Source organism: Bathymodiolus japonicus methanotrophic gill symbiont (assembly GCF_019721995.1).
Lineage (GTDB): Bacteria > Pseudomonadota > Gammaproteobacteria > Methylococcales > Methylomonadaceae > Methyloprofundus.
Map to the genome: position 1 here is coordinate 36065 of NZ_BLYC01000005.1, position 14130 is coordinate 50194.

Consider the following 14130-nt stretch of genomic DNA (forward strand, 5'->3'; position numbering starts at 1 on the left):
TTAAAATACACGTTTATCTATATAAATGCAGACTATTTGTATTAACCCCCTTCTTTTTATCAAGCATACAAGCAATGAATACTTTTACATATATCTTCTTAATCGCATTGGTATTATCCTATTCCGTGCAATTCTGGCTATCCAGACGTCAATCAACCTACGTGCTTAAACACCGCGCTGAAGTACCCGCCGCTTTTACCGAGTCGATTAACCTGGAAGCGCATCAGAAAGCTGCTGACTACACCATAGCAAAAGGCAAGCTGGGTGATATAGACAGCGTCGTTGGCATTATCTTTCTCCTGGCCTTAAGCCTGGGTGGAGGAATAAACCTGGTGTTTAACTTTTGGGCGGGGTTTGAATTATCCCCTATCATGACCGGCATCGCTGCATTAGGGTCTGTTTTCTTTATAATGTCCGTGTTTGAATTACCAACTAACCTGTACCTCACTTTTGTGATCGAAGAAAAATTTGGCTTTAACAAAAGCACTGTAAGCCAGTTTATTAAGGATCAGCTTATGCAACTAGCACTAGTTGCCATCATTGGGCTACCGCTTTTGGCACTTATACTCTGGGTTATGGAAGCACTAGGAAATACATGGTGGATCTGGACCTGGGCTATATTAATCAGTTTTTCACTATTGCTCAGCTGGCTTTATCCTACATTGATTGCACCATTATTTAATAAATTCACACCTCTAGAAGATGGTGCATTAAAAGACCGCATCAACCAGCTTCTGGAACGCTGCGGCTTTAGTAGCAATGGTATTTTTATTATGGATGGCTCAAAGCGCTCTGGCCACGGTAATGCCTATTTTACTGGCATGGGCAGTAACAAACGTATCGTCTTCTTTGATACCCTGGCTGAGTCTCTAGATGATGATGAAATGGAAGCTGTATTAGCGCATGAACTGGGACATTTTAAGCGCAAACATGTCATTAAGATGTTAGTCGCAAGCTCGATTATGAGCCTGGTCAGCTTAGATGTGTTAGGTTGGCTGATTACTGAAAACTGGTTTTTTACCGGACTAGGCGTTGATGTACCATCTAATGCAGCTGCTCTATTGCTGTTTATGCTGGTCTCCCCCGTGTTCACTACATTTATGACGCCTATAAGTGCCTATTTTCAGCGTAAATTTGAATTTGAAGCGGATGACTTTGCTGCAGAGCATGCACAGGCCAGCAAATTAATCAGCGGCCTGGTCAAGCTATACAAGGAAAATGCCAGCACCTTAACACCTGATCCTTTATTTTCAGCATTCCATTATAGCCACCCACCTGCCGCGATCCGTATCGCACATCTGGAGCCAAAACTATAATGCTTTATACTCTATGTAATAAAGACAATTTTTTGAGCTTGTCTGTATGACAGAATTACATGCCGGTCTAGTTATTTCCCACTTAGGTAAAGGGGTTGCGGTTGAAGTTGACGGTAATATTATACTTTGCCAGACCCGGCGCAAGTTAGAGACGGTTGCTGCAGGCGATCAGGTGATGATAACTATCGTCGCTAAAGATCAGGGACGCATTGAACAGCTTCTACCTCGCCATTCACTACTGGAACGACCCAATAAAGGGCGAAAAACCCGACCGGTTGCAGCGAATATTGACCAGATTTTTGTGGCCTTTGCCACCGAGCCTTATTGTGATTTTCTATTAATAGATCAATATCTGGCTATTTGTGAAAATCGTAATATCAATGCACTTTTAATCTACAATAAATCAGACTTAGCCACGGTAGACAGTATTGAGCAGGAACTGGCTACTTATCAAAACCTTGGCTATACGCTGTTTCGCGTGAGTGCCATAAAAAACCAGGGGATCGCTGAATTACAGCAGGCCTTATGTAAGAAAATCAGTATTTTTACTGGTCAATCAGGTGTAGGCAAGTCCTCATTAACCAACGCCCTAATTCCGGATAAAGAATTAAAAACCAATACTGTCTCAGCAACCACCAAACATGGCAGGCACACGACCACCGCCGCTACACTTTATCATTTGCCTGCAGGCGGGGATTTAATCGATAGCCCCGGGGTCGCAATTTTTGGCCTGGCTGGCCTCTCAGAAAATCAATTAGCCTATGGCTACCGAGAATTCCAGGCATTTATAGAAAAGTGTAAATTCAATGATTGCAGGCATTTGCTTGATAAAGGCTGTGCGGTCAGAGTCGCTGTAGAAAATGGTACTATTTCACTGGCTCGCTATCAGCGTTTTTTAAAACTACGCGAGAAAATGCCTACACGTTAGATTCGCATGCGTGATGCCGTTTGCTTAATTTTCACCATGAAGGGCATGAAAATACTGAGAGCCAGATTATCTTCAATTTATTAAATAATAGGGAGTCTCAATCTGCCCCCTATTGTCCCAGAATTTATTCTCTCGAGCACAAAAATGATGCGCCCTTTTTGATCTTGAATATCCACCTAATCACCTTCTTTTAAATTCAGTTTCTTTAGAATTTCTACCGGGATAATGGTACCACCTGAATTTTTCTATTTATCATTTGCCTATCAATAAACTGAGTATATACAAGCTTATAAAGCTTGTATATACTCAGTTTAAGGGAGCTGGAAATAAATAATTGTCCAATATTGGACAGGATTTTTGTTCGTATTCAAGGCGTAGTAACAGGCGCATAGCAGGCTACGTAAAGTTACTACAACACAGAAGACGGACAAAAAGACCAGCAGTTTTGGATGATGCGTGTTTCCATCTCCCTAAGTGCCAGCTTAGTTATAACATTCCGCCTGCAATTTGACATTTAATCATCAGTGTTCCCCTATCAATTGAGGCCGTGAAACTAACCTCGCCACAAGAGAGCTCATAAAGCACTGTAAAGACATTCCTGTTATTATTGCGTTTTGAACTGCTCGAATGGTATACGAGCTGATACGAGATATTCTTGCCTGGAAAAATAATGGATTCACAAAACGATCTCGTTTTTGGGTCTGTTGCTGCCTTATCTCCAGAGCCTCGCTATATTTTTTATCCGATGGATGAATCAATTCTGGCTGTTGTGTTTTTGAAATCTCTTCAAACACGCGCATTAAATTATAGCTCATTGCAGTCAGGCGCATTTGATTTTCAAGTGAGCGGGTATTGGAAGACCAAGCTTTAGTTTCCTTGAAATTACTTTTACTCGATGTTCAAGTTTTTGATATTGAGAAGGTAAAATCAGGTATTCTGAGGTTGTTGTAATTTTATCGGTGTAAGCCCATGTTAATGAATGCCCCAGCCACCTTTATCCAAAGCTATATTGACGATTTAAATGATGCGCTCAATCAGCTAAAACCCGGAGCCGCTTTGACACGGATTCAAGCCGCTTGGTTGGGCACTTGTTTAACGGGCATACTGCTAATGAACTCTGTTTGCTGGGCTAAGTTTGAGCGAGCAAGCCTTGGAGATTGCAAAGTAGCCGCATTATCCTGGGTGCTTCGTAAAGCAAGTATACCCTGGGACTGTTTGCTACGGGTGAGTGTGGTCTTAATTTTAAAACGTTATGGCATTACTGAAAGTGTGTTGGCCTTTGATGAATCAGACCGAGCACGATCTAAGTCTACAAAACGTATTTATAAAGTTTACAAGCAGAAACACAAAGGCTCCGGCGGGTATGTTAATGGACAAACGATAGTATTATTGCTGCTAGTTACCTCATCCATTACAGTGCCTGTCGGTTTTTTCTTTTATATGCCGGATCCAGCCTTAAAGCAGTGGGATAAAGAAGATAAACGGTTGAAAAAGAGCGGTATAGCAAAAAAAGATCGGCCTATTAAGCCTGAACGTGACAGTGCCTACCCGACCAAAACAGAGATTGCATCAGGCGCGCCATGCTACCTCACGAAATTCTGGGACTCCTGTCGCCATAATTCGTTCACCTACGCAGCGGATGGGAGATGCCCTGAACGCCCTGCGTCCGCAACGACTACGCACAAAAGCCGCTTCGTCATTACTACCTCACTGGCTGGACGGCTATTCGGAATGCAATTCTTGCTCCTCTCGCGTGCTGCTAGCACACGTCGAATCAGCGAACTGCCCTGTCGCCTATCAGGGGCTGACAGCGGAGGCTCGCAGGTGATTAGCCAATTACGTAAAAACCAAAATATTGAATATAGAGGTAGAATAAGGTCAGTCGAGAGCTACTTTAATTCGATTAACAAAGGCATTGATCAGATAATACGTGTACGTGGCGGCAAAGAGATTAAAGTGAATGTCAGCAGTGCACGATTAAAGGTGAGTTCTCACAGTAAAAAACGCTTTGTCATTGCCTTAAAATATGACGGTGAAAACTACTATCGCTATTTAGTGGCGACAGACCTGACTTGGCGCACACAATATATTATTCAAGCCTATACGTTGAGATGGCTGATTGAGGTTTTCTTTGAGGACTGGAAGCTTTATGAAGGATGGGGGCGTGAGGCCAAACAATTAGATGAAGAGGGATCAAGCCGTGGCCTGATTCTGAGTCTTTTGTTTGACCATTGCCTTCTCCTTCACACAGAGCAAATAGCCCGCATTGAAAGCAAACGTAACTACTCAGCGAAGCTGAGTAGTTCAATGAAATTATAAAGCAAATTCAGGTAACTTTCCCTCAAAGACCAAGGTCATTGCCTGAGTTGCACTTAGACCTTGTTTACGGCACGTTGATAAATACCCTCTGACACGACAAAATATCTCTGCACCCTTGGTACTACGAAAGCAGCCGGATATTTTCTGTTGAACCTTGGTCATCCGAATCGAATTTTCTGCGGCATTATTGGTAAATGGCACCCAGGTATTTGTCATGAAGCGCAAGACATCCTCTTCATAATTAATCAGCCTTTCCAGTAAGTTTCTAGCTTTACTGCGTTTTATTCGCTCCCGTTTTACTTCTTTAGGCTTATCGGGTGGTGGGCATTCGATCTCCGCTTTGCCAAGTAATTCTCTGTATTGTACCTTCCATTTTTCTGCTTCTTTATGTAGTAGCATGCCACCTGCTTCATTGACGGCATCATTCATTTTTTCAAGTAGTCGTTTCATTTCAAGCGCCCACTCCTGTTTATCCTGCTCCTAGGCGCGCGTTAATTCCCTCAAATGATGTGCATTACAAAGCGAATGAGTACAATCATATTTATAGTAGGGCTTCCAATGATCATGACATAAAATCCCATGAAAATGGGGTAAAATACCAATGTCATTCATTGCCTCTGTGCCACGTTTGGCATGGGGAAAGAAGTGTGTCCACTGAACATTGGAGGCCCCATGTAGCCAATGGCGCTTACCATTAATATTAATGCCTGTTTCATCCGCATGAATGCACGCTGATTCGACTAAGTGTTCTTTACTGATAGTTTCAAACCCAGCCAACTTCTCATCGGGGAGTCGCTATTTTTGCGAAAGCTTGTTTTGGGCATCCCAGCCCAAGCAAGCAGCAAAAACTTAACGCGACCACTTATGCCTCCGGCGGCCCCGATTCGTCCTCGTCACCTCGTCCCGACCCAACAAGGGGTCGGAACATAGGCTCCAAATGACTTGACGCCGTGTCGGATGGCCTTTTATTTTGTCTCCACCTTCGCTAACGCTCAGACTCCGACAAAATAACGGCCCTACGGCTATCGCGGACTAAAAATCATCACTTCGCTTAGGCTCCGTTTCCCTGATTTTCAGCGTAGGCCAGTTCATTGAAATTATAGATAGAGCCTTCACTAATCGGCATACCTAATTGATCAGCGAAATACTCCTGTATTCGGTTGTAGGGCAATAACTGATATTGCGAAAGATAAACCACATGGGCTTTTATCCCATTACCATATTGCGCAGCCTTAGTAACCTCATCTGGAAAAGGAGCGATAAAACACTGACCTTTTCCATTTATCAACCGTTGCGCCTGGTATTCTGTCACTACCCTTGAGATATCAATATCGAATACCTGGCGTGTTTCAAAGCCATCTGCCGTGTATCGCCCTTTTGGCAAGGTACGGCGATCAATGGTAATGATCTCGATTTCATCCGGGTCATCTATTTTTTGAAGTGTCGTGCCGACATGCGATTTTTGTCCGCCAGAAGGCTTATCTGATTTTTTTCGATTCCCTTTTTTACGGTTGGGATCACTTGCAGGTGGTTTACTGCTATTTTTGCTGTTCAGTGTCACTCCATTGAGTAATACCGTGACTAATAATAGAATCACTTCCAGTGCTGATTTTAGCGCAGGCGATATATCACGCTCAGTTTCAAGTAACTGTTTGGCATGACTGATTGCGGAATCAACATCGATGAAGTCTATTTTCAAAGGGTAACCTGTATTGCTTTAAGGACGGGCTTATTATCTCATGGGTTTTAAATCCCGAATTTTCCTTGTTCTAAGCGATTGTAAGGCGAATAAAAAAGCTCTTCGAGGTCGTAGATGTTTAAGGGGACATTTTGTGATGACTATAGCGATAGAAGCAATAAAGCGTGGATTAATCGACTGTTGGGCAGTTTACTAAAAATCACAAAAACCAGACTAAAACCCTGTCACTCGATGTTCAAGTTTTCAGCTATAACTGGGCTAAGAAAAGTAAATTTTTACGACTTTGTTTTATAAGTGATTGATTTACAATGATGTTGATGCTTTCTTTGTCAGTAAAATTATCAATAAAATCAATCAGTTAAAAAACTTGAACATCGAGTGTCAAGAACTTTTTTAATTATTCAGGCGCGCCATGCTACCTCACAACATTCTGGGACTCCTGTCACCAACATTCATTCGCCTACGCAGCGAATGGGAGATGCCCTGGTCGCCCTGCGTCCGTCTCAACTACTCAACTACGCACAAAACCCTGCTCAGTTAAGTCTACCTCAACAGGCGCGCCATGCTACCTCACGAAATTCCGGGACTCCTGTCGCCGTAATTCGTTCACCTACGCAGCGAATAGGAGATGCTCCAGCCGCCCTGCGTCCGCCACAGACTGAGCACAAAGCAGCTCAGTCATGGCTACCTCAAATGGCTCTACGGCTATTCGGGATAAAATTTTAGCCTCCCTCGCGCGCTATCGCGCACTTCGGATTGGCAAATTTCCCTGCGCCTTCTGGAGACTATCAGCCCGTCCGGGGCTGACAGCGATGGCTGGACGGCTATTCGGAATGCAATTCTTGCCTCCCTCGCGCGCTACTAGCGCACTTCGGATCAGCGAATTGCCCTGTCGCCTACCAGAGACTAAAAATCATCACTCCGCTTAGGCTCCGTTTCCCTGATTTTAAGCGTACGCTGAGTAGTTACAAGCAAACTACCTGCGTATACCGTAGGAAGCTTACAGCGCAAGTCTCAAATGGATGTACTGCTTGAGTTCATCACGTCATTGCTAGAGTTTCCAGATCCTGGTGATAAGCTGAAAGAGTTAGGTGAATTAATAAAGGATGTGTTTCAACTGATGCCATCAGGAAAACATATGATTGGCAGAGATTTAGGGCGCTTAGGGCCAACAGCATCATTAAAGTATTGTTCTGCTGGGTGAAGGTAAGAGTTTGATGGCAATGGGATGGAAAAACTTGAACATCGAGTTTAAGATAATCAATGCCTTGCGATAGCAGTGTTTCAGCGTGAAGATGATAGCTCTGCTGTTCAAATGCCTCAAGCATACTTGTTCGTCTATGCGACTTCAGTGATTTAAAATACGTTGAGTGGGGAAGCAGCTGGCCATAAATCTGTTCATTGGTTTGGAGGAAATGGCGACCACTATCGACTACACTGATACAGCGTAATAACCCAAGGCGAATAAAGTCGATATCCTTCAGCTCTGGGCATGAACGAGCCCACAAAGGATGACGCTCTGCTAACAGGGCACGTTCCATACTTTCATTGCAGTGTTGGTGAATATGTTCAGAGAGCGGTAGGTCTTTAAGCATGGGTGATATCCGTTTATGAGGTGATTAAAACGGAAATTTTTAGAAAAATTCTTTCGGCAATTGCAAGCTTTATTTGAAATTATTTGTTGTTTTTTTACGGTGCCTACAGAGTGTCTATTTGCTGTTATAAGTGATTAAAATCAAAAAGATGGAAATATTCGAGTGGTGCTACCTTCAGGTAGGTTATAGGCTGCTTTGTTTAGGTACTTCTTCTTTCAATGGGAACACTGATACATTTAATACTCGATGTTCAAGTTTTTTAACCGATTGATTTTATTGATAATTTTACTGACAAAGAAAGCATCAACATCATTGTAAATCAATCACTTATAAAACAAAGCCGGAAAAATTTACTTTTCTTAGCCCAGTTATAGCTGAAAACTTGAACATCGAGTAAAAGAAAATTCAATTGCGACTCTGGTTGAGTCTATCCCTTTTGACTCCCGCCATGAGATCAATACAGGGGTTCAGGCGCGCCATGCTACCTCACGAAATTCCGGGACTCCTGTCGCCGTAATTCGTTCACCTACGCAGCGAATAGGAGATGCTCCAGCCGCCCTGCGTCCGCCACAGACTGAGCACAAAGCAGCTCAGTCATGGCTACCTCAAATGGCTCTACGGCTATTCGGGATAAAATTTTAGCCTCCCTCGCGCGCTATCGCGCACTTCGGATTGGCAAATTTCCCTGCGCCTTCTGGAGACTATCAGCCCGTCCGGGGCTGACAGCGGAAGCATACAGTGTGTACGAAAACAAGGGCATCAAATTTAACGTGGTGGATTACCGTGATCCAGAAACCGGAAAACTTCACCGGTTTGTGACAACCTTGCCAATGACTATTAACCCTGGAACCATTGCCATGCTGTATTTCAAGCGATGGACGATTGAAAAGACATTCAATAACACTAAAACTCGATGTTCAAGTTTTTCCATCCCATTGCCATCAAACTCTTACCTTCACCCAGCAGAACAATACTTTAATGATGCTGTTGGCCCTAAGCGCCCTAAATCTCTGCCAATCATATGTTTTCCTGATGGCATCAGTTGAAACACATCCTTTATTAATTCACCTAACTCTTTCAGCTTATCACCAGGATCTGGAAACTCTAGCAATGACGTGATGAACTCAAGCAGTACATCCATTTGAGACTTGCGCTGTAAGCTTCCTACGGTATACGCAGTCTGATCAATGCCTTTGTTAATCGAATTAAAGTAGCTCTCGACTGACCTTATTCTACCTCTATATTCAATATTTTGGTTTTTACGTAATTGGCTAATCACCTGCGAGCCTCCAGATTCTTTAGCGGCTTCGTCCATAAAGGCTTTTTCACCATACAGCGCATCAGCCAGTACGCCTTTAATTTTAATCAGGCTATGCGCAACTTTAAACTCTTTTAATAAGCCTAATGCAATCTCTGTTTTGGTCGGGTAGGCACTGTCACGTTCAGGCTTAATAGGCCGATCTTTTTTTGCTATACCGCTCTTTTTCAACCGTTTATCTTCTTTATCCCACTGCTTTAAGGCTGGATCCGGCATATAAAAGAAAAAACCGACAGGCACTGTAATGGATGAGGTAACTAGCAGCAATAATACTATCGTTTGTCCATTAACATACCCGCCGGAGCCTTTGTGTTTCTGCTTGTAAACCTTATAAATACGTTTTGTAGACTTAGATCGTGCTCGGTCTGATTCATCAAAGGCCAACACACCTTCAGTAATGCCATAACGTTTTAAAATTAAGACCACACTCACCCGTAGCAACCAGTCCCAGGGTATACTTGCTAGGATAATGCGGCTACTTTGCAATCTCCAAGGCTTGCTCGCTCAAACTTAGCCCAGCAAACAGAGTTCATTAGCAGTATGCACGTTAAACAAGCGCCCAACCAAGCGGCTTGAATACGTGTCAAAGCCGCTCCGGGTTTTAGCTGATTGAGCGCATCATTTAAATCGTCAATATAGCTTTGGATAAAGGTGGCTGGGGCATTCATTAACATGGGCTTACACCGATAAAATTACAACAACCTCAGAATACCTGATTTTACCTTCTCAATATCAAAAACTTGAACATCGAGTATAAGGTTTACAAGCAGAAACACAAAGGCTCCGGCGGGTATGTTAATGGACAAACGATAGTATTATTGCTGCTAGTTACCTCATCCATTACAGTGCCTGTCGGTTTTTTCTTTTATATGCCGGATCCAGCCTTAAAGCAGTGGGATAAAGAAGATAAACGGTTGAAAAAGAGCGGTATAGCAAAAAAAGAAGCGCAAGTCTCAAATGGATGTACTGCTTGAGTTCATCACGTCATTGCTAGAGTTTCCAGATCCTGGTGATAAGCTGAAAGAGTTAGGTGAATTAATAAAGGATGTGTTTCAACTGATGCATCAGGAAAACATATGATTGGCAGAGATTTAGGGCGCTTAGGGCCAACAGCATCATTAAAGTATTGTTCTGCTGGGTGAAGGTAAGAGTTTGATGGCAGTGGGATGGAAAAACTTGAACATCGAGTAATAGGAAGTTTTATTTTGTAAGCAACACAAGCCATGAAGCTATAACTAGAAAATTATGGGTAACCCATAACCACAAAAACTGAACACTACTGATATTTCTTCACTACAAAACAAACGATAAAAAAACCCGACTAAAGTCCGCTATTCAGGCTTAAGTATAGTAAAATTGCTGGATATTATTAAAAGGCTTATATCATGATTGGAAAAATTAAAAGTTACGATGAAGACACTCAAACGGGTGTGATTAAAAGCGATGAGGAGTTTTACGAATTTCACGTTGATGACTGGAGTGAACCTGTATTACCGATTATTGACTCTGATGTGTTATTTGAAGCCGAAGGTGAGACTGCCACTATGGTTACCCTGATCGGTAACTATCTGGATCATCGAGAACCAGTAAAGTCACGCCGCACAGCAATGCTGTTAGCACTTTTCCCCTTAACCGGTTTTTTTGCCGGGCATCGCTGGTATCTGGGATTTTATAAACTGGCCGTGCTGCAAACTATTTTTTGCATGGTTACAGTTGGCATAGGCATAATCTGGCCACTGGTTGATGGCTTTTTAATATACGCAGGCAAAATACACCTCGATTCGCAGCGCCGACCTTTAAAATAATCCTTAGCGTACCTGGCGATTTTTCAATAAGGTGATTGTTGAAAAAGAATATACCAGATTGTGCAGGATTTTTGTTTGTCTTCAAGGCGCAATAACAGACACATAGTCACTCTATGTAACTACTGTCGCAACGCAGAAGACAGACAAAAAGACTAGCAGTTTTGGATGATATGTGTTTCCATCTCCCTAAGTTTCATCATGCTCGTACAGCAGCTTTGAATAGATACCCTCTTTAATGTTAAACCCGCAATTTAAAAGCCCCACAATACTGCATAAGAAAATAGCTACTGCACTTACTTCTTTTGCGCTTGCCGTGCAGTTTCTTACGCGTATTCCATTAAATATAGGGCTCACTGTTTCTGATCAGCGCCTCGGGCTCTCGGTGCTATTTTACCCTTTGGTAGGATTATTGATTGGTACTATGCTAGTATTGCTTTCCCAGCTATTACCTGATCAATCGCTTGCTCTAAATGCTGGCATCATTTTATCTACCTGGGTACTTTTAACCGGCGGCCTGCATCTGGACGGGCTGGCGGATTGTAGTGATGCCTGGGCGGGCGGCTTAGGCAAGCCGGAGCGCAGCCTAGAGATCATGAAAGACCCGGCAGCCGGGCCGATCGCAGTGATTATTCTGGTGCTGATTTTGCTATTAAAATGGACAGCAATTCAAAGCCTGCTGCGTGTTGATTCTGGACTGGGGTTTCTCTTACTTGCGCCTTTTATAGGCCGGCTAAGTATTTTGATGCTGATGCTCAGCACGCCTTATGTTCGAAAAAATGGGCTGGGTTGTGCTATGCAGAAACACCTGCCCAAATTTGCTGCCATGTTAATAGTGTGCGTGTCATTACTAATATATTTCTGGCTAACAAATATCTACTCTCTGCTTATAGTGCTAATGCTGATCGTCGGAATACGACACCTTTCTATACAACGTATACAAGGCGTAACGGGGGATGTGTATGGTGCCTGCGTTGAACTGGTAGAAACGCTTGTTTTAATTAACCTGGCGCTGGCTTATGGATAAACATAAATTTTCTGATGCTGAAATAGCGGGTGTGTATCGCGCCATTGCGGAGCGCCGTGATATGCGTCATTTTATTGATAAAGCGGTACCTGCTGACATCCTGGCGAAATTATTACAGGCAGCTCACCAGGCCGGCAGTGTCGGCTTAATGCAACCCTGGCGCTTTATCCGCATCAGTGATAACACATTACGCCATGCTATACATCAATTAGTAGACCAGGAGCGACGACTCACCGCAAAAGCGCTTGGCGAGCGTGAGAGTGATTTTATGCAGCTTAAAGTTGAGGGGATTCTGGAGTGTGCCGAATTATTAATTGCTGCACTGCCTGATCAGCGTGAGCAACATATTTTTGGTCGGCGAACCTTACCTGAAATGGATATTGCCTCAACTGCCTGTGCGATTCAAAATATCTGGTTAGCGGCCCGGGCTGAAGGACTAGGTATGGGCTGGGTATCCTTGTTTGATCCGCAAAAATTGACTACTCTTTTAAAAATGCCGGAAGGCAGTCAGCCAATTGCGATTTTATGTCTTGGCCATGTCGAAGAGTTTTATTCCAGGCCGATGCTGGAACTGGAAAACTGGGCTAAAGGCCGCACCTTGGAAGAATTTATCAGTGAGAATTACTGGTCAGCCTAGAGGACAGGTCTTAGGCATATCTGATAACAAATATTCATCCAATATTTATTCCAGGCATCTTACGTCAACCTGCCCCCTTAAACTTTCTGTTATCTTTTGAAAAACAGGTAAACAAATGGGCATTTCATGATCATCTCTCTGCCTTCCATCTTCACCACTGAACAAGTATCCATTTTTGATCGTCCTGGATTTTTTTGTTTCATAACATTGCCATTTTCAACCGAGTATTTCAAATCGATCACTAGCGTTTTTGTGCGTCCAAAACGGTCTTCAGATTCAGTGTGAATTATGCCATCTTTTCTAAAATCCCAAACCGAAAAAAGCTCAACTTTTTCTTTATGCAGAGATGCGGCTTCAGCATAAAGATTCCATTTACCCAGTAATTTTGAATTATCTTCCAGTTCAATTTTGGCATTAGCAGTAGCTGCGAACAATAGTGTCACGGCTACAATTAAAGTTTGCATCAGTTTCATTAAAACATCTCCAGTTATAGTTATTATAAAATTCAAGCGTAAAGATTGTACCATGCTGCCAACATCTATATGCGCTATTATTAATATGCATAACACTGCCGATGTTGCAGTAATAGATTTTTGAAAAATTGTGGATCTTTTTCCTGGGTTATCTCCCCTTCTCGTGGATTAAGCTTATGTTCTACCCGTGACAGCCAGAAGCGTAAACAGGCCCGGCGTAAGAGTGCCGGCAGGAGTTTTTGCTCTACATACGTAATCACTCTGTGCTGCTGGTAGGCCGATATAAAATCCACCTGCCGCTGATGATCGTATAAGCCGCGAGCATCAACACACCAGTCATTCAAGGTAATGGCAATATCCAGCAAATAACAATCATGACAAGCCGCATAAAAATCCAGCATGCCGGTTAAGTGCTCTTCTACAAATAGTACATTATCCTTAAATAAATCGGCATGAATGATGCCGCGCGGCAAATGCTGAATTGAGTGTTGTAATTGATATTGCAGCTCAGCCTGCAGTAACTGAGCATCCTCCACTGACAGATAAGGGCTTACCTGCTTTGCAACATCTTGTATCCAGGCAATATTTCTAGGGTTTTTATTGCTAAAAGCCATCTGCGCACTATGCAAATGAAATCGTCCCAGTGCTGTTGCAACTGACTGCAACTGATGACGTGTTGCTTGCTGCACAGATTTTCCGGGTAAACATTTAAATAGTGCTGCTGGCTTTGCAGCTGTTATTTGTAAATATTCGTGCCGTGTATCGGCAAGTGGGGCTGGATAATAGCTTTCATGTAGCCCTAATTGCACCAGTAAATCCAGATACGGCATTACTTCACTAGCCTTAAGATGTTCATATAGGGTTAATACGAAATCACCTTGCGCAGTCTGTAATAAGTAATTGGTATTTTCTATTCCGGCGCTTATTCCGCTATAGTGAATAAGTGGAGTAAGTTGATAGGCGCTTAGAATTGATTCAATCTCAGCATGGCAGAGCGAGGTATAAACGGACAATGA

General features: G+C 43.0%; 18 protein-coding genes and 1 pseudogene. 11 read left to right on the forward strand and 8 right to left on the reverse strand.

Annotation, left to right across the window (positions count from 1 at the left end; all coding sequences use genetic code 11):
- Positions 1–74: 74 nt before the first annotated feature.
- Together K6984_RS08855 and rsgA are read left to right on the forward strand one after the other, a co-directional pair.
- Complete coding sequence (locus K6984_RS08855; RefSeq protein ID WP_221895199.1) at positions 75–1316, forward strand: M48 family metallopeptidase; 1242 nt, start codon at positions 75–77, stop codon at positions 1314–1316.
- Positions 1317–1362: 46 nt separating this feature from the next.
- The gene (gene rsgA, locus K6984_RS08860) at positions 1363–2244 is read left to right on the forward strand and encodes a ribosome small subunit-dependent GTPase A (protein ID WP_221895200.1); all 882 of its coding nucleotides are present in this window, start codon (positions 1363–1365) and stop codon (positions 2242–2244) included.
- Positions 2245–2765: 521 nt separating this feature from the next.
- Here the strand turns inward: rsgA and K6984_RS08865 are convergent.
- On the reverse strand, positions 2766–3074 hold the full coding sequence (locus K6984_RS08865) for a hypothetical protein (protein ID WP_221893923.1): 309 nt from the start codon (positions 3072–3074) through the stop codon (positions 2766–2768).
- Positions 3075–3213: 139 nt separating this feature from the next.
- Here K6984_RS08865 and K6984_RS08870 point away from each other — a divergent pair, with 139 nt between their 5' ends.
- Complete coding sequence (locus tag K6984_RS08870; protein ID WP_221895201.1) at positions 3214–4563, forward strand: transposase; 1350 nt, start codon at positions 3214–3216, stop codon at positions 4561–4563.
- On the opposite strand, the pseudogene tnpC reads toward K6984_RS08870, so the two are convergent.
- Positions 4558–5346 (reverse strand): annotated as a pseudogene (tnpC, locus tag K6984_RS30795) (IS66 family transposase); the annotation flags it as partial. The gene K6984_RS08870 and the pseudogene tnpC sit on opposite strands and share 6 nt — an antisense overlap.
- A gap of 18 nt (positions 5347–5364) precedes the next feature.
- Here tnpC and K6984_RS32960 point away from each other — a divergent pair.
- On the forward strand, positions 5365–5493 hold the full coding sequence (locus tag K6984_RS32960; protein ID WP_263458596.1) for a hypothetical protein: 129 nt from the start codon (positions 5365–5367) through the stop codon (positions 5491–5493).
- A gap of 121 nt (positions 5494–5614) precedes the next feature.
- Here the strand turns inward: K6984_RS32960 and K6984_RS08885 are convergent, their stop codons facing one another.
- Entirely contained in the window at positions 5615–6262 is a 648-nt protein-coding gene (locus tag K6984_RS08885) for a DUF6444 domain-containing protein (protein ID WP_221895204.1), read from the reverse strand.
- A gap of 680 nt (positions 6263–6942) precedes the next feature.
- On the opposite strand from K6984_RS08885, the gene K6984_RS08890 reads away from it, so the two are divergent.
- Positions 6943–7191, forward strand: a complete 249-nt coding sequence (locus tag K6984_RS08890; RefSeq protein ID WP_221895205.1) for a hypothetical protein — start codon at positions 6943–6945, stop codon at positions 7189–7191.
- Between the two features lie 111 nt (positions 7192–7302).
- Here the strand turns inward: K6984_RS08890 and K6984_RS08895 are convergent, their stop codons facing one another.
- Positions 7303–7857, reverse strand: coding sequence for a hypothetical protein (locus tag K6984_RS08895; protein WP_221895206.1), 555 nt, complete (start codon positions 7855–7857; stop codon positions 7303–7305).
- A gap of 596 nt (positions 7858–8453) precedes the next feature.
- Here K6984_RS08895 and K6984_RS08900 point away from each other — a divergent pair.
- Complete coding sequence (locus K6984_RS08900) at positions 8454–8903, forward strand: hypothetical protein (protein ID WP_221895207.1); 450 nt, start codon at positions 8454–8456, stop codon at positions 8901–8903.
- Here the strand turns inward: K6984_RS08900 and K6984_RS08905 are convergent.
- Positions 8813–9661 carry a transposase gene (locus K6984_RS08905; RefSeq protein ID WP_230987989.1) on the reverse strand — a complete coding sequence of 283 codons (849 nt, stop codon included), beginning with the start codon at positions 9659–9661 and terminating at the stop codon, positions 8813–8815. The two genes, K6984_RS08900 and K6984_RS08905, sit on opposite strands and share 91 nt — an antisense overlap.
- A complete protein-coding gene (locus tag K6984_RS30800; protein ID WP_230987886.1) occupies positions 9637–9849 on the reverse strand; it encodes a hypothetical protein in 213 nt (70 codons plus the stop codon). Before K6984_RS30800 ends, K6984_RS08905 begins: the two co-directional genes overlap by 25 nt.
- Positions 9850–9915: 66 nt before the next feature.
- Between K6984_RS30800 and K6984_RS08910 the strand changes: the two genes are divergently transcribed.
- From K6984_RS08910 to bluB, 5 genes are all read left to right on the forward strand, one after another.
- Positions 9916–10149 carry a hypothetical protein gene (locus K6984_RS08910; RefSeq protein WP_221895208.1) on the forward strand — a complete coding sequence of 78 codons (234 nt, stop codon included), beginning with the start codon at positions 9916–9918 and terminating at the stop codon, positions 10147–10149.
- Positions 10133–10255, forward strand: coding sequence for a hypothetical protein (locus K6984_RS32965; protein ID WP_263458648.1), 123 nt, complete (start codon positions 10133–10135; stop codon positions 10253–10255). Before K6984_RS08910 ends, K6984_RS32965 begins: the two co-directional genes overlap by 17 nt.
- Positions 10256–10560: 305 nt before the next feature.
- Positions 10561–10980, forward strand: coding sequence for an NINE protein (locus tag K6984_RS08915; RefSeq protein WP_221895209.1), 420 nt, complete (start codon positions 10561–10563; stop codon positions 10978–10980).
- A 235-nt stretch (positions 10981–11215) separates the two neighbouring features.
- Positions 11216–12004 (forward strand): adenosylcobinamide-GDP ribazoletransferase, encoded by a 789-nt coding sequence (locus K6984_RS08920; RefSeq protein WP_221895210.1) that lies wholly within the window; start codon positions 11216–11218, stop codon positions 12002–12004.
- Positions 11997–12641 (forward strand): 5,6-dimethylbenzimidazole synthase, encoded by a 645-nt coding sequence (gene bluB, locus K6984_RS08925; protein ID WP_221895211.1) that lies wholly within the window; start codon positions 11997–11999, stop codon positions 12639–12641. The genes K6984_RS08920 and bluB overlap by 8 nt, the downstream gene beginning before the upstream one ends.
- A gap of 89 nt (positions 12642–12730) precedes the next feature.
- Here the strand turns inward: bluB and K6984_RS08930 are convergent, their stop codons facing one another.
- Positions 12731–13114, reverse strand: a complete 384-nt coding sequence (locus K6984_RS08930; protein ID WP_221895212.1) for a hypothetical protein — start codon at positions 13112–13114, stop codon at positions 12731–12733.
- Positions 13115–13194: 80 nt separating this feature from the next.
- On the reverse strand, positions 13195–14127 hold the full coding sequence (locus K6984_RS08935; protein ID WP_221895213.1) for a homoserine kinase: 933 nt from the start codon (positions 14125–14127) through the stop codon (positions 13195–13197).
- Positions 14128–14130: the final 3 nt, after the last annotated feature.